The following is a 23,266-nucleotide window of genomic DNA, read 5'->3' as shown; positions in this document are numbered from 1 at the left end:
GTGAAGTAAATGATTGGAGTTATTGTTGGCACACATGGGAAATTTTCGGAAGAGCTGCTGAGGTCGACATCGATGGTTTACGGACAGTTGGAAAATGTGGCGGGAGTTACATTTGAACCCGGTGAAAGCGTTAGCGGGCTTGTCGATAAATTCAAAGCAGCTTTGGAAACGCTTGATTGGAGCGACGGCGCTATTTTTCTTGTCGATTTGTTTGGTGGCAGCCCTTACAACGCCGCCAGCCGGATTGCTGCCGGTTATGAGAACATAGACATTGTATCCGGAGTGAACCTGCCTATGGTTGTTGATGTTCTGGTCAACCGTTCATCGGAGCATCTGGAAGGATTGGCTCAACTGGCGATCGACGCTGGCCGTGATTCAATGAAATCGTTCCGCAGCATAAGAGATAGTCAAGCAGAGGAGGAGTTGTAAGATGGAAATTTCATTTGTTCGGATTGACGACCGCCTGATTCACGGTCAAGTTGCTACGGTTTGGGTTAAAGAAACGAAGTGTAACAAAATTATCGCGGTGAGCGATGAAGTGGCAGCGGATACATTGCGGAAGACCCTGCTGCTGCAAGTGTCTCCTCCGGGGATCAAGGCGTATGTCGTTACCATAGATAAAGCGATCGAGGCCTACAACAATCCAAAGTATGCCGACTTCAAAACCTTGTTCCTGTTTACCAACCCGACCGACGTAGTGCGGGTGGTGGAAGGAGGGGTGCCGTTCAAATCGGTGAATGTCGGCGGCATGTGCTATAAAGAGGGCAAGACACAGATTACCGGAGCGGTATCGGTCGACAAGCAGGACGTCGAAGCGTTCCGCAAGCTTCATGAAAAGGGAATCGAATTGGAAATCAGAAAAGTCGCCAGCGATCCAAAGGTGAATCTGATGTCCAAGATTCAGGATTTATAGTCAAAAGGAAATAAGAGAGGGGTTATAACATGAGTACTTTTGAAATCGTAATGGTAGCGATTGTTGCGGCCATATGCGGCATGGGCAGTGTACTCGACGAAGGACAGACGCATCGTCCGCTGATTGCGTGCACGCTGATCGGTCTGGTCCTCGGCGATATCAAGACCGGGATTATTCTTGGCGGTACATTGGAGCTTATGGCGCTGGGCTGGATGAACGTCGGCGCATCCATGGCTCCCGACGCCGCGCTCGCGAGTGTGGTTTCGACGATCCTTGTCATCGTGGGTCATCAATCGATAGGCGCCGGTATTGCCGTCGCTATACCGATTGCGGCCGCAGGCCAGGTGCTTACCATTTTTGTCCGGACGATCACCGTATTCTTCCAGCATTTGGCGGATAAATATGCGGAATCATCGAATTTCAGGGGAATTGAGCTATGCCACTTTATAGCGCTGCTGCTCCAAGGTCTGCGCGTCGCACTACCGGCTGTTTTGGTAGCGGTTGCAGCAGAAACGGGACTCGTTTCGAGCCTGCTGGATGCGATTCCTGAAGTTGTTACGAGAGGCCTGCAAATTGCGGGCGGATTTATCGTAGTCGTCGGTTATGCCATGGTTATCAACATGATGTCCGCCCGGTACCTGATGCCTTTCTTCTTCCTGGGCTTTGTCGTTGCGGCCTTTACCGGCATTAACCTCGTCGGCTTCGGTATTGTAGGCGCGGTTCTGGCCATCCTGTACATCCAGTTGAATCCGAAATATAACGCGCAGAGCGCGGCGGTCGAAGAAATCGATGAGCTGTAGCAAGCTTCCAAAGAAAGAGGGGATTATACAATGGAAGATAAGAAATTAACAAAAAAAGATATAAACAACATGTTTGTTCGCTCCTGGTTTCTGCTTGGATCGTTCAACTTTGAACGGATGCAGTCGATCGGCTTCTGCGTAACGCTAATCCCGGCAATCAAGCGCTTATACAGCAAGAAAGAAGATCAGAAAGAAGCATTAAAGCGGCACCTGGAGTTCTTCAATACCCAGCCTTTTATCTCTGCCCCGATTATGGGCGTAACGGCCGCAATGGAAGAACAGAAGGCCAACGGCCAGCCGATTGATAATGCCACCATCAGCGGTGTAAAGGTCGGTCTGATGGGACCGCTCGCCGGTGTGGGCGATCCAATTTACTGGGGAACCCTCCGTCCGGTACTCGCGGCGCTTGGCGCTTCCATCGCTCTGACCGGCAGCATTGTCGGACCGCTCCTGTTCTTCCTTCTCTTCAACGTGTGCCGTCTGGCGACCAAGTGGTACGGCTTGAAATACGGCTATGAGAAGGGTACGGAAATTGTATCCGATATGTCCGGCAACCGCCTGCGCAAGTTGACAGAATCGGCCTCCATATTAGGGCTATTCGTCATGGGCGCGTTAGTCTCCAAATGGACTAGTATCAACGTGCCGCTCGTAGTTTCCAAATATACGGGCGCTGATGGCAAAGAAGTAATTACTACGGTCCAAATGATTCTCGACCAGTTGATGCCGGGACTGCTGCCTCTGCTGCTGACCTTCCTGTGCATGAAGCTGCTGAAAAAGAAAGTGAACGCAATCGCACTGATCTTTGCTTTATTCGCCGTAGGCATTATCGGATATGCGCTGGGCGTATTGGCATAATTCTCGTACATTTTTCGGAGCCGGTTCCATAAGGAACCGTATACCTGCAGGCCGGTCAAGGATCAAACCTTGGCCGGCCTGTTTGTTTGTATAAGCCGTAAGAACACCGCCACTGAGCCATTGCTGTGGTCTTTGGATGTGTTTTTGCACAATATGCCTTAAACTGGAGACAGAGAAGGGCTGCCGGAGGGCAGAACCGTGACTGAAATGGTCGAATGAAGCCGCAGGGGGTAAGGCATGGAGAAGCTGCTGGAAATCATACAGGAAGAGCTTCTGGAGCATCTGGTCTTGGAGAGCGTGGAACCGGAGGACCCGATCGAGGTCCGAAGCGTTCCGAGGCCGTGGGTGCTGCTGGGATCGGGTAATTATGCGGCGGTGCTCTTCCATCCGGAGTACGAGGATTACGCGGTGAAGATATATGCTCCCGGAAGACCGGGCCTTCAAGAAGAAGTGGAGGTTTACCGGCGTCTCGGTTCGCATCCCGCCTACTCGCTGCTTTACTATGCCGGCCCTAATTTTTTGCTGCTCAAGCGGCTTAGGGGAGTAACCTTCTACAATTGCATGAAGCGGGGGATTCCCATCACTGATCAGGCCGTCCGCGACATTGACGAGGCCTTGGAATATGCTGTTTCCCGGGGGCTCCACCCCCATGATGTCCACGCCAAAAATGTCATGCTGGGGGACGGGCGCGGCCTGATCGTGGACATTTCGGATTTTTTGAAGCAGGAAGACTGCACGATGTGGAGCGATTTTAAAAAAGCTTACAGCCGTCTGTACCGGCCGGTTGCTTCTCTTGGCGTGTTTCCGGTCCCGGACAAGGTGCTGGAAGCGGTCAGGAAAGGCTACCGGCTTTGGAGGCGCAGACGGAGCTGATGAACCGTGGGGAAGACTGATTCTTCGGATGATAGGATAGGAGCAGCCGGGTGACGACGGGCCGTATGTTTTTTTTGGGGGAATTTACTCGGGTTCGGCCTGCCCATGTATAAAAAGGGTAAATGTGAAGTATACCGTTTAGGTAGAATATAACGAGGTTCCCCAAAAAAGGAGATGCGGAAATGATTGTTACTTTGACCGTTAACCCAAGCGTGGACGCCAGCACAGCCATAAAGCAGGTGGTTCCCGACCATAAACTCCGCTGCCGTGAAGCCACCTATCAACCCGGAGGAGGCGGGGTTAATGTCTCCAGAGCCATCCACAGATTGGGCGGAAAGGCTTTGGCTCTGTACACGTCGGGAGGATTGCACGGGCAGCTGATCCATCAAATGCTGGAGCAAGAGGGCGTAGAGCATCAGTCTATTCCGATTCAGGGACAAACGAGGGAGAATTTGATTGTTCTGGAGGAGTCGACCGGGCAGCAGTTTCGATTCGATATGCCGGGTCCGGCATTTGGCGAGGAAGACCGGCAGCGGTGTCTGGATCAATTAAATCAGCTCAAGACCAAGCCGGATTATCTGGTCCTAAGCGGCAGTCTGCCGCCAGGATGCCCGGCGGATTACTACGCGCAGATCATCAAATCCGTCAAGGATTGGAACTGCCGGGTCATCGTGGATACCTCGGGAGAAGCTCTTCAACGGGCAGCCGATGCGGGCGTGTATCTGCTAAAGCCCAATGCCCGCGAGCTCGAAGAGTTGACCGGAATGACGCTTTCAGGGGACGACGACGTGAAGGCTGCAGCGGAGAAGCTCATTGCGGAAGGCCGGACCGAAGCGGTTATCGTTTCGCTGGGAGCGAAGGGCGCCTTTATGATCTCCAAGGAAGGAGCCGAGCATATCTCTGCTCCCAAGGTACCCGTTGTCAGCGTTGTGGGCGCGGGCGACAGCCTGGTGGCCGGAGTCGTCTACCGGTTGGAGCAGGGAGGGCCGCTGGCGGAATCCGTCCGCTTCGGCATCGCCGCCGGAGCGGCCGCCGTCATGAATCCCGAGCGGGAGCTGTGCAAGCGGGAGGATACCGAAAGGCTGTTTGAGAGCATGATGCAGGATTAGCTGACCTTGCCAGTGGAATGGGAGCGGCGGGCTATGAATGGGCTTCACTATCTGCAGGCAGGAGTAAAGATGAACGGGAAAAGCTCCCCTTTATTATAAGAAAAATGAGCGTCGCAGAGTATAAACGGGAAAAGCTCCGGCTTATACACTGCGATTTCTTTGTTTTCAGCAAAAAAGCCTGATTAAGAGGGAGGATTTCCCTTTCAGGCTTGGCATGGGGCCTTTTCGACAAAATTAAAATGGAGGAATTCCGTTTCTTTTGAAGCCCAGGCCCGCTGGCCGCGACCCTATAACCGAAGCTGTCCCCGAGTATGCAAATTTACGGGACGGCTTTTTTGTGTTTTTCATTCGGTTAACAGTTTTACTAAAGTTTTACCTCAGCCAGAATTTCCCTGCGTTTTCGTTTTACATTCAAGTCTTACACTTGCAGAGGATTGTACAAAAGCAGATTTCAACGAATAAGGAGGTATTCACCTTGAGCGAGCTTGATAATCAATGGAGCCTTCCTGCCGGAACAAGACGCGCTTCTTCCGCTGCTGCCCGGCGGTCTATATCCTTAAAAAGGCTGAAAATACGGGAAAACATGCTTGCCTATGTTTTTCTGGCCCCCTCGCTGCTGCTGTTCGGCGTATTCATGTTCTATCCTCTGCTGCGGTCGGTGTACCTCAGCCTGTACAGCACGGACCCGGCCGGGAGAGTAGCCTCTTTTGTCGGCTTGGATAATTTCAATTCCTTATTCTCATCGGGCCTGTTCCTGGACGGTATTCGTGTCACCGCGCTGTTCACGCTTCTCACCGTTCCCGCAGGAATGCTGATCGCGCTCGCGCTTGCGGCGCTCACCCACAATCTTCTGAGGGGGAAGCGGCTGTTCCAGTTCGCCTTCTCGCTTCCGATGGTGCTGTCCGTGGGTTCTGCGGCCGTCATCTGGAAGTTCCTGTTTCATCCGTCGCTTGGCATGCTGAACTACGGGCTGGAGCTGGCCGGTTTCGCGCCGGTGCCTTGGCTGACCAATCCGAAGTGGGCGCTGCTGTCCGTCTCGCTCATGACCGTCTGGATGAATCTTGGGTTCAATTACATTGTCATTTCCAGCGGCATGCAGGGCATTCCGGATGATATGTACGAGAGCGCCAAGATCGATGGAGCGGGGCCGCTCGCCATGTTCCGCCGGATTACGGTTCCGCTGCTGTCTCCGACGCTGTTCTTCGTTCTGGTCGTGTCGATTATCAGCGCCTTTCAATCGTTCGGCCAGATTAACATTTTGACCCAGGGCGGTCCGATGAACAGTACAAATGTCTTCGTCTACTCCATTTACCGTGAGGCCTTTGTCAATTTCCGGTTCGGAACCGGCAGCGCGCAGGCGCTGATGCTGTTCCTGGTGATCCTGCTCCTTACCCTGATTCAGTTCAAATGGGTGGAAAGGAAGGTGCATTATCAATGAACAAGCGTAGCGCCGAACGGGCCGCCGTCTATCTCATCTTAACCGTGCTTGCCGTATTCACACTATATCCGGTGTCGTACAGCTTCTTTCTGTCCGTGATGAAGCCGGAGGAAGCGAGCGCCTTCCCGCCGTCCATCGTTCCGCACACGTTCAATCCGTCCAATTTCATCGACGTATTCGGAATCGTGCCGATTGCGGCATTCATCGGGAATACGTTTCTCGTGTCGGGCATCGTGATGGCGGGGCAGCTTATTACGGCAAGTCTTGCGGCTTACGCTTTTGCCAAAATGGAGTTCAAGGGCAAGAGCTTCATCTTCAGCCTGTTCGTGGCTTCGATGATGGTTCCTTGGGAAGTGACGATGATCCCGAATTACTTGACCGTCCGCAGCCTGAACTGGCTCGATACGTATCAGGGATTGACCGTCCCGTTTCTGGCGACGGCCTTCGGCACCTTCCTGCTGCGCCAGTTCTTTCTTCAGCTGCCGAAAGAGCTGTTCGAAGCGGCCCGGATGGACGGCTGCGGGCATATCCGCTATTTTTTGCAGCATGTGCTGCCGCTGTCCCGTCCCGCGATTGGCACCTTAGCCGTCTATTCCTTCTTGAACATGTATAACGCTTATCTGTGGCCGCTGCTGATTACGAACAGCGAAGGGATGCGGACGGTGCAAATCGGCATTTCCATGCTGGAATTTCAGGAATCGACGTCATGGAACCTCGTGTTCGCCGGCATCACGCTCGCGATTCTGCCTTCGCTGCTGCTGCTCGTGTTTGGCTTGAAGCAGCTGGTGCGCGGCATGTCGGCGGGAGCGCTGAAAGGCTAGAAGACTGGGGCCAACCGAGAAATCAGCTGCATCCTGCAGATGATAGATATAACCAAAAGACGGATAATGGAAAAGGAGAGGTTAAGACAATGAAAAGGTTTGGCTTTGGAAGACTGCGTTTCAGACGAGGAATGATTCTGGTGCTCGCCATGCTGATGCTGGTCTTGGCAGGCTGCGGAGGGAATTCGGGCGCTAACGCGAACACTGAAGCAAACAACACGTCGTCTAACAACGAAGCGGGAAGCGATAAAGGGACGGCTAACGCCGCGTCTGCACCGGTGAAGATCACCTGGTGGCACTCCATGTCCGGCGCCGGAGAGAAAGCGATCAACAAGATCGTGTCCGATTTTAACGCAAGCCATCCGGAGATTCAGGTTGAAGCTGTCTACCAGGGCAAATACGATGAGAGCCTCAACAAGCTGAAGGCGTCGCTCGGCTCGGCCAGCGGCCCCGATCTGATCCAGGTATATGAGATTGGCAGTAAGTTTATGATCGACTCCAAGATGATTACCCCGGTGCAGAAGTTTATCGACGAGGATAAATTTGACTTGTCTTCCCTGGAACCGAACATCACCCGCTATTATACGATCGGCGGCCAGCTGAACGCGATGCCGTTCAACACGTCCAATCCGATTCTTTATTACAACAAGGATGCCTTTAAAGCGGCGGGACTCGATCCCGAGAATCCGCCCAAGACCTTCGAGGAATTTGAAGCGGCCGCCAAAGCGCTGAGCAAGAACGGCAAGCCGGGAGCGGCTATCGCAATCTACGGCTGGTTCATGGAGCAGCTATTCGCCAATCAGAGCGCGGAGTATGTGAACGGCGGTAATGGCCGCGATCAAGCTGCGACAGAGTCTCTGCTGGCATCGGAGGCCGGAGTGAAGACGCTGGATTGGTGGAAAAAGATGGTGGATGAAAAAGCTGTCGCCAACCTCGGACGGGATACGGACGACACGGACAGCGCATTTGCCGCCGGACAGGTGGCGATGACCCTGAACTCGACGGCGGCGCTCCGGAAGATGGTGGATGCGGTAGGCGGCAAGTTCGAGGTGGGTACCGGCTTCCTGCCGAGACCGGAAGGTGTCAAAGAAGGAGGCGTCGTTGTCGGCGGAGCCAGCCTTTATATCATGAACAACAAGCCGGACGAGGAGCAGAAAGCCGCATGGGAGTTCATCAAATATGTGGCTTCGCCGGAAGTACAGGCCGAATGGAGCGTAAGCACCGGTTACTTCCCCATCACGAAGGCCGCTTACGACCAGCAGGTTCTGAAAGACAACATGGCCAAATACCCGCAGTTCCAGACTGCTGTTGATCAGCTTCACGCTTCAAGCGCCTCGAATGCTACTTCGGGTGCGGTCATGGGCATTTTCCCGGAAGCGCGCCAAATCGTTGAAGGAGCCATCGAAGAGGCGCTGAACGGACAGAAGCAGCCGGAACAGGCGCTCCAGGATGCGGCGGCGCAGATCACAGACAAGCTCAAGCAGTACAATGAAACGGTAAAATAGGATCAATTTCAGTTTCTGAAGATACAGCCGCCGGGCAGCCTGATAAGGGCGCTTGGCGGCTGTTTGAATTTATGGCGGCGGGCTGTCACAATATTATTTTTGTAAGCGCAACCAGTGAGTGCTCGGTCTAATTTTTTTGTTGAACGATGTCGAAGAAAAGATAAAGGGAGTTTTCAGGCAAACCAGGAAGACTCTGAGGGGAGGATGCCGCTCTTGGCTTCCATACATAGCATCGTTTATCTGGCGATATTCGTTATGGCTTATTTTATCGTACGCCTGTACGTGAAGCAGTTCCGGGCGGCCAAACAGCTGCTGGAAACCGAGAAGAAATACAACGAGCAGCTGCGCCTGTATCTGAATGTGATCGAGCAGTCGCCGCTTTCCATTGTGATCACCGATGCGCACAGCCGGATCCAGTACATCAATCCTTATTTCTCGGAGTTGACCGGTTACACCAAGGAAGAGCTGCTCGGCAAGACGCCGGGTATTCTGAAATCGGAAGAAGCAAAGCCCGAGATGTACTGGGAAATGTGGCGAACCATCAGCCGGGGCGACAAGTGGCAGGGGGAATTCATCAACAAGAAGAAGAGCGGAGAGAAGTACATGGAAGCCGCCATTATTTCGTCCATCAAGGACAGCAGCCAGAACATCACCCATTATGTCGGAATTAAAGAGAATGTGTCCGAGTACAAACGCATCAAAAGGGAGCTGTCCGACCAGTTCTATTTCACCTCCCAGCTCATTGACACTTTGCCCCACCCGTTATTTTACCTGGACGTCGAGGGTTATTTCCTTGGCTGCAATACCGCTTACGAAAGTGCGTTTAATGTGAATCGCCAGGAACTGACCGGACTGCATGCGAGGGACTTGTCGTACATGCCACGTGACAGCTATCGGGTACTGGACGACATGCGCAAAGAAGTGAGCCGAAATGGCCGGCCCTCCCAAAGGCAGCTCAGAAGGCCCTTCGCCGACGGAAAAGAGCATGATATTTTGTATTCCCTTTCGGCCTATCACCGCTCCGACGGCTCCGAGGGAGGATACTTAGGCATAATGACGGATATTACGGATCTGAAGACGAAGGAAAAAGAGCTGCTGGAAAGCCGGAATTTCCTCGATGTCATCATCAATCATATTCCTGTCATGCTGTACGTCAAGGACGCCGAAACGCTCAATTTCTACAAAGCGAATCAGGCCTGCGCCGATTTCCTTGGTCTGTCGACAGATGAAATGCCGGGGATGTGCGATTATGATCTGTTCCCGAAAGAGGTGGCAAGGAAGCTGAACAGTACGGACCGGAAGGTTCTGGAGATCGGGCAGGCCGTGAACGAAATTGAAATTTTGCCGGGCGACGGCGAGGAGGGCTCTCTCCGGTATGTCCATGCCTCAAAGGTGCCGATTCTGGATGCCGACGGCAAGCCGCTCTTTCTTCTGGGAGTTTCCGAGGATATTACCGAGACGAAGAAGAAGGAAGAGGAGCTTAAAACGGCTCTGCACGTCGCCGAAGAGGCAACGGCCGCCAAGTCGCAGTTTCTCGCCAACATGAGCCATGAAATCCGAACGCCAATGAACGCGATTATCGGACTGGCTCATCTGGCGCTCAAAACCGGGCTCAGTCCCAAGCAGCGGGATTATTTGTCCAAAATCCATAATGCCGGGACCTCCCTGCTTGGCATTGTCAACGAGATTCTGGATTTCTCCAAAGTCGAATCCGGCAAGCTGGAGCTTGAGGAAACCGGGTTTGAGCTTCAGGAGGTGATCACTGATTCGGTCGCCCTGTCAAGCCAGTCCGCTTACGAAAAAGGCCTGGAGCTGATGTATTACATACCGGCCGATGTTCCGCAGAATCTGACCGGCGATCCGCTCCGCCTTCAGCAGATCGTGACCAATCTGGTAAGCAATGCGGTAAAATTCACCGAGAAGGGCGAAGTCGTTGTCCGGGCGGAGCAGGTCCGCCGTGTAGACAACAGGATCAAGCTCAAAATCAGCGTGCGGGATACGGGCATCGGCCTCAGCAAAGAAGCGGAAGCCAGACTTTTTCAGGCGTTTACCCAGGCGGACAACTCGACCACACGCAAATTCGGCGGTACGGGCCTTGGGCTTGCCATCAGCCGCAGACTCGTCGAGATGATGGGAGGAACGCTGTGGGTGGAGAGCAAGGAGGGCGAGGGAAGCACCTTTGCCTTTACGGCCTGGTTCGGAGTCGGCGCGGAGACCGTCTCTACGGCCAGAGCGGTACCCGCGGAGCTGGGAAGGCTCCGGATGCTTGTCGTAGATGACAATCGGGCAGCCGGAGAGCTTTTGGCCGATTATTTGCGGGATTTTGAATGCAGGGCGGCGGCCGTGTCATCCGGCGAAGAGGCGCTGCTCGCTCTTGAACAGGCGGATGGCGGTGAGCCATTCGATGCCGTGTTCCTGGACTGGGAGATCGAGGGCAAATACGGCACCGAACTCGCCCGAAGGATTAAAAACAACGCGTCTTTAAGGCATGTTCCTGCAGTGATCCTCGTTACGGCTTTCGGAAGGGACGATTTCCTTAACCAGACTGACACCGGGAATGTAGACGATTATTTGGTCAAGCCGGTCAATCAGTCACTGCTCTATGACATGATTATCAGTCGGTTCACTCCCCTTAACGGGGGATTGTCCGTTGCCTCAATCGTAAAGGAGAAGGATTACAATCTGGCGGGAATAAGGGTCCTGTTGGCCGAAGACAACGAAATTAACCAGCAAATCGCTGTCGAGCTGCTGAAAAGTCAGGGAATCGAAGCGGAGATCGCCCCGAATGGAGCGGAGGCCGTTCGCATGGTGAGGGATATGCCCGGGGAGCATTACCAATTGGTGCTGATGGATATGCAAATGCCTGTAATGGACGGATTTGCCGCCGCGCGGGCCATCCGGGAGCTGACCCCGCGGCTGCCGATTATCGCCATGACGGCCCGGACGATGCCGGAGGAGAGGGAGAAGTGCCTGACGGCCGGCATGAATGATCATGTGCCCAAGCCGATCGACCCGGATATTCTGTTCGCCATTCTGGACAGATGGGTATCGGACGACCGGAAGCGCAAGCCGATGAGCGATAGCCGCCCGGCTGCGATTGAAGAACAAGGTATCGGGGCTCCTTTCGAGGCTCCGTACTTCCCGCAATTTGCCGGAATCGATACCGTTAACGGCCTTAGGCGGACCGGGTACAATGTCAAGCTGTACGTCAGCCTGCTGCAGAAATATGCGGACAACCACGGAAATACCGTGATGCAGGTCAAAAGGGCCGCGCAGCGGCAGGATTTCGCGACGGCTCACCGGCTCGCCCATAACTTAAAAGGCGTATCCGGTAATATCGGCGCCCTGGAAGTGCAGCTTCTGGCCGACGAAGCCGTTACGATGCTGGCGGCGGGGCTTGCCGGAGAGGAGACCGATCTGGTTCTGGGCAAGCTCGAAGCCGGTGTCCTGAGCATAACGGAAGAAATCCGGGCCCGTTTACGGGAAGCACGTCTGCTCGAAATCGAGGTACAGGTTCCAACCCGTCCAGCGGAGCAGGCCGTAAGCAAATTGCTTGTACTCCTGAAGGAGAGCGACAGTGAAGCATCCGATTATTTTCAATCGGTCAAGGACCAGTTGAAGGCATGGATGGAGCCGGAGGAATGGCGCTTAACGGCCCGCTCGATCGGAATATTCGATTACGAAGACGCGATTGACCGGATTGAAAGGGCGGTAAGGAACGGCAACTTGGATATAGGGGTTGATAAGGATGCTTGACCTGAGACCCGTTGTTTTAGTGGTGGACGACACGCCTGACAATATTGCTTTACTGAGCGGCCTGCTGAAAGAGCGGTATAAAGTGAAAGTTGCAACAAACGGCGAGAGGGCGCTTGCAGTAGCCAAAGCCGCTCCGCCCGATTTGATTCTGCTCGACATCATGATGCCGGTGATGGACGGCTATGAAACATGCCGGCGGCTGAAGATGGACAGGGAGCTGGAGGATATTCCGGTGATTTTCCTGACTGCCAAGGAAGATGTAGAGGATGAGAATAAAGGGTTCGAGCTGGGAGCGGTTGACTATATTACGAAGCCGATCAGCTCGCCAATTCTGCTGTCCAGGGTGAAGACCCATTTGACGCTCAAGCGGTCGAAGGATTTCCTCAAGGACAAGAACCATTTTCTTGAGACCGAAATTTCCAGACGGATCAAAGAAATATCTCTGATTCAGGAAGTCAGCATTATGTCCATGGCCGCTCTTGCCGAGATCCGGGATATCGATACGGGGAACCATATCCAGCGGACGAAGCTGTATGTCGAAGAATTGGCCACCCAGCTTAGCCAGACCCCTAAGTACAGCTCGTATTTATGCCAGGAGAGCGTCGATCTGATTGCCGCCTCTGCTCCGCTTCATGATATCGGGAAGGTGGGCATCCCGGATTATATTCTGCAGAAGCCGGGTCCGCTGACCCGGGAAGAGTACGAGATCATGAAAACCCACACGACGCTGGGGAAAGAGGCGATTTTGCGGGCGGAGCAGCTGATGAACAAGACCGAGACTTTTTTTCGCTACGCCAAGGAAATCGTCTATTCCCATCATGAAAAATGGAACGGCACAGGCTATCCCGAAGGGCTTTCAGGGGAAAACATACCGCTCTCGGCAAGACTGATGGCCGTGGCCGACGTCTACGACGCGCTCACCAGCAAAAGGGTGTACAAGGACGCCATGTCCCATGAACAGGCGGTGGCGATTATCGCGGGGGATGCGGGCAAGCATTTCGATCCGGACATCGTCCCGGTATTTCTGAAATGCCAGTTCAAATTCAGGGAGATATCCGGCATCTACCAAGGCGAGGAAGTACACTGAAACATGCGGTCCTTGATGACGATTTCGACGCTGCTGCCTGAAATTACCGAACGCCTTGAGCGCATAAGCGCCCCGGGCGTTTTTTTGTGCGATTTCCGTTATAATAGGGCTTAGCTTAGAAAATATGAAGGAGGACATTCTTTTGAACGAAGTTATTGCTACACTAAAAAATCACCGCTCATACCGGCAGTATTCGCAGCGGGAAGTGGAAACGGAAGCTTTGCAGACGATCATCGAAGCCGCGCAGGCGGCTCCTTCCTGGATCAACGGCCAGCACGTGACGGTGATTTCCGTCCGGGACGAAGAGCGGAAGCGGAAGCTGTCGGAGTTCAGCGGGAACCAGAAGCATGTCGCCGAAGCGCCGGTGTTTCTCGTGTTCTGCATGGATTTTTACCGCGCCAAGCTGGCGGGCGAGATCGAGAATACTTCATTTGACGCGGAACGTGATGTGGATGCATTGCTGATCGGGGCAACGGATGTGGGCATCGCGCTGGAAGCGGCGATCGTCGCGGCGGAGTCGCTGGGCCTCGGCGTCATTCCGATCGGCGGCGTCCGGCGGAATACGCAGGGCGTCATCGACCTGCTGAAGCTGCCGAAATACGTATTCCCGGTAGTCGGTCTATGTGTCGGGTATCCCGAAGCGCAGGTGCCCAAGCAGCCCCGGCTTCCGCTGCCCGCGGTATGGCACGAGGAGAGCTACAATCCCGATCTGGCCGGATACCTGCAGGAGATGAACGACAGCAACCGGCTGGCGCTGAAAGCTCAGGGGCTGGAGGAAAAAGACTGGACCGCCCGTGTCGCCGCCTTCTTCGCCGCCAATCCGGAGTACGGGGACGCCAAGCGCACGCTTCGGGAACAGGGCTTTGCCTGCAGCAACCTGGAACCGGACCCAAGCTAAAACTATCTATAAGCCTGTTTGAGAAAGGAACCGTCCCATTGACTCTACAACAATTGAAATATGTCATCGAGGTGGCGGGCCGCGGTTCGATGAACGAAGCCGCCAAACGGCTGTTCATTTCCCAGCCCAGCTTGTCCAACGCGATCCGGGATCTGGAAGAAGAGATCGGGATCACGATCTTTGAGCGCACCAACAAAGGCATTTCGCTGTCTAAGGAAGGCGCGGAGTTTCTAAGCTACGCCAGGCAGGTGGTCGAGCAGGCCGAACTGCTGGAGAACCGGTATCTTGGCGCGAAGCCGTCGCCCCAGCATTTCTCCGTGTCGACCCAGCATTACGCTTTTGCGGTCAACGCCTTTGTGAACCTGGTGCGCCGGCACGGCCAGGACGAATACGAAATGGCGCTCCGTGAGACGAAGACTTATGAAATCATTCAAGACGTCAAAAGCCTGCGCAGTGAGATCGGCATTCTGTATCTCAATGAGTTCAACGCCAAGGTGATGGGCAGGCTGCTCAAGGACGCGGGACTGGTCTTCAACAGCCTGTTCATCGCGAAGCCGCATATTTTTATCAGCATCCATAATCCGCTGGCCAAGCAGTCCATCGTGACCATCGACCAGCTTCATGAATATCCGTACTTGTCCTTTGAGCAGGGGGAATACAATTCCTTTCACTTCTCGGAAGAAATTCTCAGCACGTTGTCGCACCCCAAGAGCATCAGGGTCAACGACCGGGCGACGCTGTTCAATCTGCTGATCGGCCTGAACGGATACACCATTTCGACGGGCGTGCTTAGCGCGGATTTGAACGGCAACGAGATCATTCCCGTTCCGCTCGATTGCGACGAGAGCATCAATGTGGGCTGGATCTGCCATAAGGACGCCGCGCTTTCAAAACTGGGATTGGCCTATGTCGAAGAGCTGGAAAAGGCGACTGCCGAGTAGCCGGGCCATTTGCCCGGAGTATGAACAACGATTCTACTATTATATAGGGAACAGATATATTGGGAGCAAAAAGGAGGGGGATCGCTTAAGCGCGAAACTCCTCTTTTTTTAGCGGATTTCCCCCTCTACGAGGGTACCCCCTTCTACTACGTTAGAGCCATTTTTGCCGTGTTTTCTGAAAGTCCATTGACCTTTTTTCTTGCGATAAATATATTGAGGTTAAGCCTATAAACGGATTTGGGATTCGAGCCGGTTTCAGAAGGTTTCCTAAAGCGGAACCGGGGAGTCCAAGGTCCTCCGAACGTGAATCTTTGGTCTTACTTTATTTTCCATGGAAAGGGGTGCCCTGCTTCGATGAAACCGGAAATCAGCATCATTGTGCCTGTGTATAAGGTGGAAAATTATATCCGCAAATGCGTGGATTCGATTCTGGCACAGAGCTTCGAGAACTTTGAACTGATTCTAGTCGATGACGGCTCTCCCGACAACTGTCCCGCCATTTGCGACGAGTACGCCGCCAAGGACCCGAGAGTGCGGGTCATTCACAAGCCGAACGGCGGATTGTCCGACGCCAGAAACTGGGGTCTCAATATCGCCGAAGGCAAATACGTCGGCTTTGTCGATTCGGACGACTGGGTTGCCGAAGATATGTATGAGCTGCTGTACCATTCCATAATCGAAAATGATTCGGATATCGCCGTATGCTGCCACTACGAGGTGGTTGAGGGCGAGCTGTTCCAGATTAACAATTTTGACGGATATCCTCGCGTGCTTGGAAATGTGGAAGGATTGAGCGAGCTGCTGATGGATGTCCGGATCAAGAATCTGGCCTGGGACAAGCTGTACAAAAGAGAGCTGTTCCGCAATGTAAACTATCCCGTCGGCGTGTATTACGAGGATACTCCGACAACCTATAAGCTGTTCCTGCAGGCTTCCAAGGTGTCTCTGGTCAACATTCCGAAATATTTTTACTTCAAGCGCAAAGAGAGCATCACCGGAAGCAAAAATCTGAAGAAGCTCCAGGACAAGTTCTACGGAGCCTATGAGAAGTACGATAACGTCAGAAGCCAGTACCGGGACAAAATCGACAAGGCTACCTGGGGCTGGTCCGCCAACGTCGTCATTAATGAAGCGATGGAGCTGTATAATTATCTGCTCAGACAAAAAGACGGAACCGCTCAGAGCGGGGATGTCGAAAAGGTCAAAAGGTTCCTGCGCGAGAATCTGTCCGTCATCCTGACGGCCAAGCCGATCGGGCCGAAACTGAAAATGGCCGCTCTTATCCTGTCGACGAGCGAGGCCTTCTACAGCTTGCTGTACAGCACCCTGATCTTTCCGTTCCGCAAAGAGAAGAATCAGAGCCTGATGTAGATTGCCCGGCAGAGCCGCGCTCAAGGTGCGAATTCTTATCTACAGGGAGGAACGTATGATGCATATCGGCATTTTCATGCACACCAATTACTTCGAGGATTTCTTCGTCAAGGGTCTCGGCATCAACGAACGGGAGTATGTCGAGTCCTATCATAATGATTTTTCGTTTGACTATGCCCGCCTGCTCCGTGAGCACGGGATCACAACCACCATCTACAATTTCACCAAAACCGGCGACAAGGCCCGGACCTATCAGCATAAAGTGGTCGATTGTACGGTCAAGTTCATACCGATTGGCACGCTGTACCGGATGTATGACCGGATCCCTTACTCAACCCGGACCCCCGTGCTTAAATTCATTTCCCAGTACACCTCCACGATTCAGCCGGACCTTGCGCGGATTCTGCAGGACGACGGCATCGATGTCATCTACGCCCAGGAATACGCTTCCGGGCGGTTTGAACGGCTGGCCGGCGTTGCCAAATCCCTTGGCATACCGATCGTGGCGGCCTATCACGGAGGCAGCATACCGAAATTCCTGATGCCGATCAAAAAACGGACCTTGAGTCAGGCCGCTTATTTGACGACACTTAACGAAGATGAGCATCGCAGCATGCTCGCGTCTTTGCCCCATATGAAAGACCGCATCCGCATCATTCCGAATTTCGTTAACCAGTCCATCTTCCACCGGGAAGACCGGGAAGAGGCGCGCCACGCTCTGGGCCTGGACCCCGGTTCAAGGTACATCATAACGGTCGGAAGACTGGATGAGTATCAAAAAGCGCATTCGCTGCTCGTCGAGGCCGTCAAGTCGCTTCATGACTTTCCGGAGCTGAAGGTGCTGATCGCCGGAAGCGGGCCGGATGAACAGGAGCTGCGGAAGCGGATTTCGGATGCCGGCCTGGAGGACAAAATCATCCTGCTCGGCTCGGTGCGCGACAAAAATCAATTGAGGCACTATTACAACGCCAGCGAGCTGTTTGTGCTTCCCTCGCGTTATGAAGGACTGCCGCTGGTCCTGCTGGAAGCGGGAGCCTGCGGATTGCCTGCCGCAGCCTTCAATGTCATGGGGGTCAGAGGCCTGATCCGCGACGGCGAGAACGGGCTGCTTGCGGAGAATCTCGACCCGCTCCGGCTGGCCGACGCACTGCGGAAACTGCTGGCAAGCCCGGAGCTCCGCGCGAAGATGGGGGACCGGGCGCTCGATATTGTCCGCACCCAGTATTCCGAGGAGGTCATCGGCGCCAAGCTAAAGGCGCTGTTTACGGACAGTATTGGCGGCGGAGACGCCGTGAATTTCAAGCCGGCCGTTCTGACCGGCAATAAATGAAGGAACAGCCGTCAAAAGGAGGAAAGCTTGTGAAGCTTAGCGTGATCATTCCGGCGTATAATGTCGAAGCGTATATCGGTTATACGCTTGAATCGCTCGCCAGACAGAGCAGCAAGGATTTTGAAACGATTGTCGTTGACGACGGTTCCACCGACGGGACGGGGCAGGCGGTCCGGAACTTTATCGACAGCGGACGGCTGGCGAACTGCCGCCTGATCACCAAGGAGAACGGCGGAGTCAGCGCCGCCCGGAACCGGGGGACAGAGGAAGCGGCCGGAGACTATGTTCTGTTTCTTGACGGCGACGATCATGTGGCCCCCGGTCTGGTTGAAGCCTTCGCCAAGGCGGCGGATAACGGAGAGCCCGATATCGTATGCTGGAAATGGACGCTGGTCGACGAGAAGGGGAAGCAGCTCTACGATTTCTACCGGGATACCCCGCGCCTTCCGGCGCGGATGTCGGGCGCGGATGCGCTGCGGCATGTGCTGGTCAATCAGGACATGCGGATCTGGACGGCAAGCGCCGCCTACAAGAGACGACTTCTGGAAGAGGAAGGAATTCTCTACACGCCCGGCTGCGTGAACGGAGAGGACCAGGAGTACACGTTTAAGGCTTTGGCGCGCGCGGCCGACGTTGTTTTTATCGACAGTGTGCTGTCTTATTATCTGCACCGGAGTACGTCTATCTCGGGCGTGTACAACGTCAAGAAATTTGACTTTGCGGACGCCTTCAAGCGGGCCGGAATGTATATGGACGGACGGCCTGAGCTGAAAGAGGTTCAGGATACGCTGCTGTACCGCCACATGATTGAGAACTATTTTTACAACCTGAAGACCTGCCTGGGAAGCTCGGACAAAGTGTCCATCCGCACACTGCTGCGGGACATCGACAGGAACTACCCGCGTTTAAATGAAGAAATGCGCGAATTGATCAAGCGCTGGACCAAAGAGAACGGCAATGCGAAAGCGCATGTCCGCGCCTTTCTAATCGCGCCTGAGCTTTACCGGGTGCTCCTCGGATGCCAGCAGGCGGCGATCAAACTGAAGTCCCGTATTCGCTCCACACTCCGTCATGCGACGGCATAACGGAAACCGGCGGACGGCTGTCCGATAATCGGGGGAAATGAAAGCAGCTAAAGCAAGCAGTTTCAACATCAAGTAAAAGGAGGAACGGTATGATTGCCAAACGCAGCTTTCTCAATATCTCCATCGGCTTGCTCAGCCAATTGGTTACCATTGCGCTCAGCTTCTTTATCCCCCGGCTGATTATGCTGAATTACGGTTCGGAAGCCAATGGGCTGGTTGCCTCCATCACACAGATCATTGCTTATTTGTCACTATTGGAAGCTGGCGTCGGCGCAGCGTCGATTCAGGCCCTCTATCGGCCGATCAGTAAGAACGACCGTTCCAAGATCAATGACATTTTGGCTGCTACCTCGATTTATTACAAAAAAACGGGACTTTATTATTTCGCCGCGGTCGTCCTGATTGCGGTTGTTTATCCATTTGTGATTGAATCCGGCTTTGACGCGGTGACGGTCATGGCGGTTGTGGCGCTCAGCGGGTTGGGCGGCGCGGTCAACTATTATTTTCAGGGGAAGTTCAGAGTGCTGCTGCTTGCCGAGGGGAAGAGCTACATCGATTCTTCGGTCGGCACCATTGCTAATGTCGCCAACAGTTTGGTCCGCATTGTGCTGCTGCTTCAAGGCTTTAATATTATCGCCGTACAGGCGGTTTATTTCATCGTCATCCTGCTGCAGATCGTGTTCTACCGTTTCTATATCCGTAAATATTACAGCTGGATCGATCTTAACCGGAAACCCGATTATGGGGCGATCAGCCAAAAGAATTCGGCGCTCATCCACGAGCTGTCCTATCTGATTTTCCGAAATACGGATATTCTCGTGCTGACCCTGTTTACGAATCTGAAGGTCGTAAGCATCTACGTCCTCTATAATATGGTGTTCAACTTCGTGGACAATCTGGTGCATATGGTCACCGGCAGCTTCAAATTCGCACTCGGCCAAAGCTATTTCGACAATCGGGAAAAGTTCATGAAAATGTACAACATGTACGAGACGTACTATACCGGTTTTATTTTTGCGCTGATCACTGTGGTTACGATTATGATTTTGCCGTTCATGCATCTGTACACGGCCGGAATCAAAGACAATAACTATATCGATTATCTGCTGCCTCTGCTGTTCGCCGCGGCCAAGCTGCTGATGAATGCCCGGGCTCCGGTGGACAATGTGATTGAAATCGCCGGCCATTTCCGCAGCACCCAGGGAAGATCGATTCTGGAATCGGTGATCAATCTTGTCTGTTCGATTGGATTTGTCCTGCTGTTCGGAATCTATGGTGTACTGATGGGCACGATTGCGGCGCTGCTGTACCGCACGACAGATATGATTATTTATGCCAACCGCAGGCTTATGGACCGCAGTCCGTGGCTCACGCTTAAGAAGTGGGGGGTCAATATCGCGCTGTTCGTCTTCATTTATCTAGTCGTGGAAAGCGTCACCCTCCCTGTCCATTCCTACCTATCGTTTGTAATATGGGGAATCGCGCTGTCGGCGGTGATTTTCCCGATTTATCTGGCCGTCAATTCCCTGTTTGAAAAAGACTCCTTCGCGCTTCTGCCCGAGCTTGCCAAAAGGGTAACCTCGCGCTTCGGAATCGGGAAGAAGCCGGCTGCGCAGGGCGGTTCACAGTAAGCTGCGTGCTGCTAGGGAAGTGGGTGCTCGGGAGCGGGTACTGATGGGCGTTCCAGGCCTCCTGCCTCGACAAACAGAAAGCGCCACTGCATAAGCCGGCAGGGCGCTTTCTTGTTTGTTAGGCGGGCGGCCTTATGCTGCCATGAGCTTAACGGTGCCGCCGCCGCTCCGGCCTGTGCTCTGCGACGGCCGGGAATCCTGCATCCAGCCGACGGCCTCGGCTGGTTCGTCCTCCAGCCGAGCCAGTGCGATCAGCTCGGCAATGTCCGCGCGCTCGCAAGCGGCCGCCATACGCTTCAGCAGCGCGCGGAAGCCGGGCTCCTCCGGGAGCGGAGGGCCGTCCGGGGCCAGCTCCTCCCGCAGCGCAGGCAGCGCCCGGCGCGCCCGGTGGAGCGCCGCTTTGACGGCGCCCTCCGTGGTCCCAAGCAGCGCCGCGGCTTCGGCGGCCGAATACTCCAGCACGTCCCGCAGGAGAAACACCGTCCGCTGAAGCGGAGACAGATGCTTCATCATCGCCTGCAGAGCCATTTCCGCGGCAAAATCTCCGCTGCCCTGTGTAACCGCCGCCGGACCAAGTAGAAGCGGCAGCTTTTGGCTCAGCGCGGTTTTTCTCCGCGCCGCATCAAGCCATGTATTTTTGGCGATGCGCAGCAGGAAGGCTTCAGGGTTGCCGTGCCCGGACCTTAAGGGATCAAGCGCCTTTACCCAGGTGTCCTGAACCAAATCCTCGGCATCCCAGCTTGAGCGGGTGAGCGACAGACAGTACCTTTTCAGAGCGGCCTGTAATTGAATAATCCCGCTGTCATCCGGCAGCTTCTCTTCTTCCGCGCGTTTGGGAGTGATCATGCGCATTCCTCCTTTTGCATAAGCGATATCTGAACCCATACCTTCTTTCTTTCCAGTGTAAACGAATAATGATGCGGAAACGATACGCGGCTGAAATTATTTTATCGGGGTATCGTTTGCAGTATCTTTCGTGCGCCTTCAACCGTATACGGGTCAGAACAAGATATTCAATCCAATCGGTGGAGGTAAGCGAAAATGAGCTATATTCCTTATGTGCTGGAACAGACGAGCCGGGGGGAGCGTTCCTACGATATTTACTCCCGGCTGCTGAAAGACCGGATTGTGTTCGTAGGGGCGGCGATCGACGATCAGCTTGCGAACAGCGTCATTGCGCAGCTGCTGTTTCTGGCGGCGGAGGACCCGGACAAGGACATTCATATGTACATTAACAGTCCGGGAGGCTCCACTTCGGCAGGGTTCGGGATCTATGATACAATGCAATTGATTAAGCCCCAGGTGAATACGATTTGCACCGGCTTCGCGGCTTCCTTCGCGGCCTTTCTTCTTCTGTCGGGAGCGACCGGCAAGCGCTGCTGTCTCCCGAACGGCGAAATTATGATCCATCAGCCGCACGGCGGGGCGCAGGGGCAGGCGAGCGACATCGCGATCAGCGCGCGGCGCATTTTGCAGGTGAGGGAACGAATTGTCCGCATCACCTCGGAACGGACCGGTCAGCCGATGGACAAAGTCGAGAAGGATATGGACCGGGACTTCTTCATGACGGCCGAGGAAGCTTTGGAGTACGGCATTATCGACAAAGTGATTACCCAATTGTAGAGGAGGGGGAGAGAACATGTTAACGGCATTGCAGGGAGAAAAAGCGGCGGTTTATTTTCTGGACGGTACCTTTCTGGGGGATGGCGTGCTGGAAGAGGTGGGCGAGAAGTTTATCAAATACGTGACAGACTATCAGGTCCATTACATTCCAATCACGGCGATCCGTTCGGTATCTGTGGAAACCAGAGAGCGGCAGCGTCCGCGGGTGGGATTCGGGCAATAGAAGCTTGGATTCACTTCTTCATGACATTTAAAGGACCCTTATCCCGTGCAGACGGGAGAATGGGTCCTTGTTTTGTTTTTTTTTCTTTTCGCACAGTGTGCATGTGTCTGAGTCAGCCTCCCATACGTGTCAGCCGGCGGGGTATGCCGGAGGAATTGGCCGCCTTTGGGTTCTTTTCCTACATCCTGTGCCTAAGTCACCTGATAAACTTTTGGATTTTGCAGAAAATCCCCTGCCACCCTGCGCCGTACCACAGACTAACCAGAAAAATTAGTGGGCCGAATTGTGTGCGGGCTGAGGGGGCAGCGGACTTCGGGCTGCGGGCCGCGGGCATTCCTGCGTTGATACATCTTTTTCAGTGAAATCTATCCAGCCTAGACTCATGCCTGCGTTGATACATCTTTTTCAGGGATATCCATCCAGTCTAGACTCATTCCTGCAAAGGTGCAGGTTTTCTCCTCCGATCTCCCCACCAATCGGCCCGCAAGCTCTAATAGCTGCACAATCGCATCTTTTACTTCCTCATGCGCTCAATTCACCTGATAAACCTGCACATTTGCAGGAAAATGCCAGCCCCTCTACGCCGGTCACTTATAAGCCAAACTCGACTAAGGCCAAACTCGACGCTTACCTTATCGCAGGTTCGGACATGAGCTTGCTTCTCCGGCCCGTTTATTACTATGCGCCGCCGCCTCGATATCGTCCTTCAACAAATGAAAACAAGCAGTTCCCGGGCTAAATCCTGCGCGCTGTGATCCTGAACCCGATTGTGCTACAATGAATAAATTGTTCCATCGGGTAATGGCGGTCCTCCCCAAAGCCGTTTATTTCTGCCGGAAAAGGGTATAGCTAAACTATGGGCGTTTGCCGATTTTATCGTTTTAAAGCGGTGAAAAACGGAGGATTTTTATGCATTTTTGAGGATTTTCAAGCATTATTATTGTTTGTGTAAATTCTTCACGGTATTCGTCGATTTTTATTGATTATTTGCGGCAGGTTTTGTATAA

At 53.8% G+C, this 23,266-nt stretch carries 20 protein-coding genes; 19 read left to right on the top strand and 1 reads right to left on the bottom strand.

Annotated features, from left to right (window positions below; genetic code table 11):
• Window positions 1-9 precede the first annotated feature (9 nt).
• The 17 genes from G5B47_RS19640 to G5B47_RS19560 all read left to right on the top strand — a co-directional run bounded on the left by G5B47_RS19640 (window position 10) and on the right by G5B47_RS19560 (window position 20,413).
• Entirely contained in the window at window positions 10-429 is a 420-nt protein-coding gene (locus G5B47_RS19640) for a PTS sugar transporter subunit IIA (protein ID WP_165101697.1), read from the top strand.
• A 1-nt stretch (window position 430) separates the two neighbouring features.
• Window positions 431-913, top strand: coding sequence for a mannose/fructose/sorbose PTS transporter subunit IIB (locus G5B47_RS19635; RefSeq protein WP_025334327.1), 483 nt, complete (start codon window positions 431-433; stop codon window positions 911-913).
• 29 nt (window positions 914-942) lie between these two features.
• Entirely contained in the window at window positions 943-1,713 is a 771-nt protein-coding gene (locus G5B47_RS19630; protein ID WP_165101695.1) for a PTS mannose/fructose/sorbose transporter subunit IIC, read from the top strand.
• Window positions 1,714-1,743: 30 nt separating this feature from the next.
• Complete coding sequence (gene manZ / locus G5B47_RS19625; RefSeq protein WP_165101693.1) at window positions 1,744-2,568, top strand: PTS mannose transporter subunit IID; 825 nt, start codon at window positions 1,744-1,746, stop codon at window positions 2,566-2,568.
• Between the two features lie 237 nt (window positions 2,569-2,805).
• Entirely contained in the window at window positions 2,806-3,441 is a 636-nt protein-coding gene (locus tag G5B47_RS19620; RefSeq protein ID WP_165101690.1) for a serine/threonine protein kinase, read from the top strand.
• Between the two features lie 182 nt (window positions 3,442-3,623).
• Window positions 3,624-4,550: a 1-phosphofructokinase family hexose kinase gene (locus G5B47_RS19615; RefSeq protein WP_165101687.1), complete on the top strand. Its 927-nt coding sequence runs from the start codon at window positions 3,624-3,626 to the stop codon at window positions 4,548-4,550.
• 475 nt (window positions 4,551-5,025) lie between these two features.
• Complete coding sequence (locus tag G5B47_RS19610) at window positions 5,026-5,988, top strand: carbohydrate ABC transporter permease (RefSeq protein ID WP_165101685.1); 963 nt, start codon at window positions 5,026-5,028, stop codon at window positions 5,986-5,988.
• Window positions 5,985-6,809: a carbohydrate ABC transporter permease gene (locus G5B47_RS19605; RefSeq protein ID WP_165101682.1), complete on the top strand. Its 825-nt coding sequence runs from the start codon at window positions 5,985-5,987 to the stop codon at window positions 6,807-6,809. The genes G5B47_RS19610 and G5B47_RS19605 overlap by 4 nt, the downstream gene beginning before the upstream one ends.
• Before the next feature lie 131 nt (window positions 6,810-6,940).
• Window positions 6,941-8,314 (top strand): ABC transporter substrate-binding protein, encoded by a 1,374-nt coding sequence (locus G5B47_RS19600; RefSeq protein ID WP_407945236.1) that lies wholly within the window; start codon window positions 6,941-6,943, stop codon window positions 8,312-8,314.
• A 213-nt stretch (window positions 8,315-8,527) separates the two neighbouring features.
• Entirely contained in the window at window positions 8,528-12,070 is a 3,543-nt protein-coding gene (locus G5B47_RS19595) for a PAS domain S-box protein (protein ID WP_165101676.1), read from the top strand.
• Complete coding sequence (locus tag G5B47_RS19590; protein ID WP_165101673.1) at window positions 12,063-13,157, top strand: response regulator; 1,095 nt, start codon at window positions 12,063-12,065, stop codon at window positions 13,155-13,157. The genes G5B47_RS19595 and G5B47_RS19590 overlap by 8 nt, the downstream gene beginning before the upstream one ends.
• 142 nt (window positions 13,158-13,299) lie before the next feature.
• Window positions 13,300-14,055 carry an NADPH-dependent oxidoreductase gene (locus G5B47_RS19585; RefSeq protein WP_165101671.1) on the top strand — a complete coding sequence of 252 codons (756 nt, stop codon included), beginning with the start codon at window positions 13,300-13,302 and terminating at the stop codon, window positions 14,053-14,055.
• Window positions 14,056-14,093: 38 nt separating this feature from the next.
• Window positions 14,094-14,996 (top strand): LysR family transcriptional regulator, encoded by a 903-nt coding sequence (locus tag G5B47_RS19580; RefSeq protein ID WP_165101668.1) that lies wholly within the window; start codon window positions 14,094-14,096, stop codon window positions 14,994-14,996.
• A gap of 354 nt (window positions 14,997-15,350) precedes the next feature.
• Complete coding sequence (locus G5B47_RS19575) at window positions 15,351-16,367, top strand: glycosyltransferase family 2 protein (protein WP_165101665.1); 1,017 nt, start codon at window positions 15,351-15,353, stop codon at window positions 16,365-16,367.
• A gap of 55 nt (window positions 16,368-16,422) precedes the next feature.
• Window positions 16,423-17,697 carry a glycosyltransferase family 4 protein gene (locus G5B47_RS19570; RefSeq protein ID WP_206107446.1) on the top strand — a complete coding sequence of 425 codons (1,275 nt, stop codon included), beginning with the start codon at window positions 16,423-16,425 and terminating at the stop codon, window positions 17,695-17,697.
• Between the two features lie 29 nt (window positions 17,698-17,726).
• The gene (locus G5B47_RS19565; RefSeq protein WP_165101660.1) at window positions 17,727-18,782 is read left to right on the top strand and encodes a glycosyltransferase family 2 protein; all 1,056 of its coding nucleotides are present in this window, start codon (window positions 17,727-17,729) and stop codon (window positions 18,780-18,782) included.
• 89 nt (window positions 18,783-18,871) lie between these two features.
• Window positions 18,872-20,413 (top strand): lipopolysaccharide biosynthesis protein, encoded by a 1,542-nt coding sequence (locus G5B47_RS19560; RefSeq protein WP_165101657.1) that lies wholly within the window; start codon window positions 18,872-18,874, stop codon window positions 20,411-20,413.
• Between the two features lie 132 nt (window positions 20,414-20,545).
• Here G5B47_RS19560 and G5B47_RS19555 read toward each other — a convergent pair whose 3' ends face one another.
• The gene (locus tag G5B47_RS19555; RefSeq protein WP_165101654.1) at window positions 20,546-21,259 is read right to left on the bottom strand and encodes an RNA polymerase sigma factor; all 714 of its coding nucleotides are present in this window, start codon (window positions 21,257-21,259) and stop codon (window positions 20,546-20,548) included.
• A 195-nt stretch (window positions 21,260-21,454) separates the two neighbouring features.
• On the opposite strand from G5B47_RS19555, the gene clpP reads away from it, so the two are divergent.
• Together clpP and G5B47_RS19545 are read left to right on the top strand one after the other, a co-directional pair.
• The gene (clpP, locus tag G5B47_RS19550; protein ID WP_165101651.1) at window positions 21,455-22,036 is read left to right on the top strand and encodes an ATP-dependent Clp endopeptidase proteolytic subunit ClpP; all 582 of its coding nucleotides are present in this window, start codon (window positions 21,455-21,457) and stop codon (window positions 22,034-22,036) included.
• A gap of 16 nt (window positions 22,037-22,052) precedes the next feature.
• A complete protein-coding gene (locus tag G5B47_RS19545) occupies window positions 22,053-22,259 on the top strand; it encodes a hypothetical protein (protein ID WP_165101648.1) in 207 nt (68 codons plus the stop codon).
• Window positions 22,260-23,266: the final 1,007 nt, after the last annotated feature.

The sequence above is a fragment of the Paenibacillus apii genome, from assembly GCF_011043685.1.
GTDB classification, from domain to species: Bacteria; Bacillota; Bacilli; order Paenibacillales; family Paenibacillaceae; genus Paenibacillus_AQ; species Paenibacillus_AQ sabinae.
Note: the sequence above shows the minus strand (reverse complement) of the source record. Positions and strands in the feature narration are given on the sequence as shown.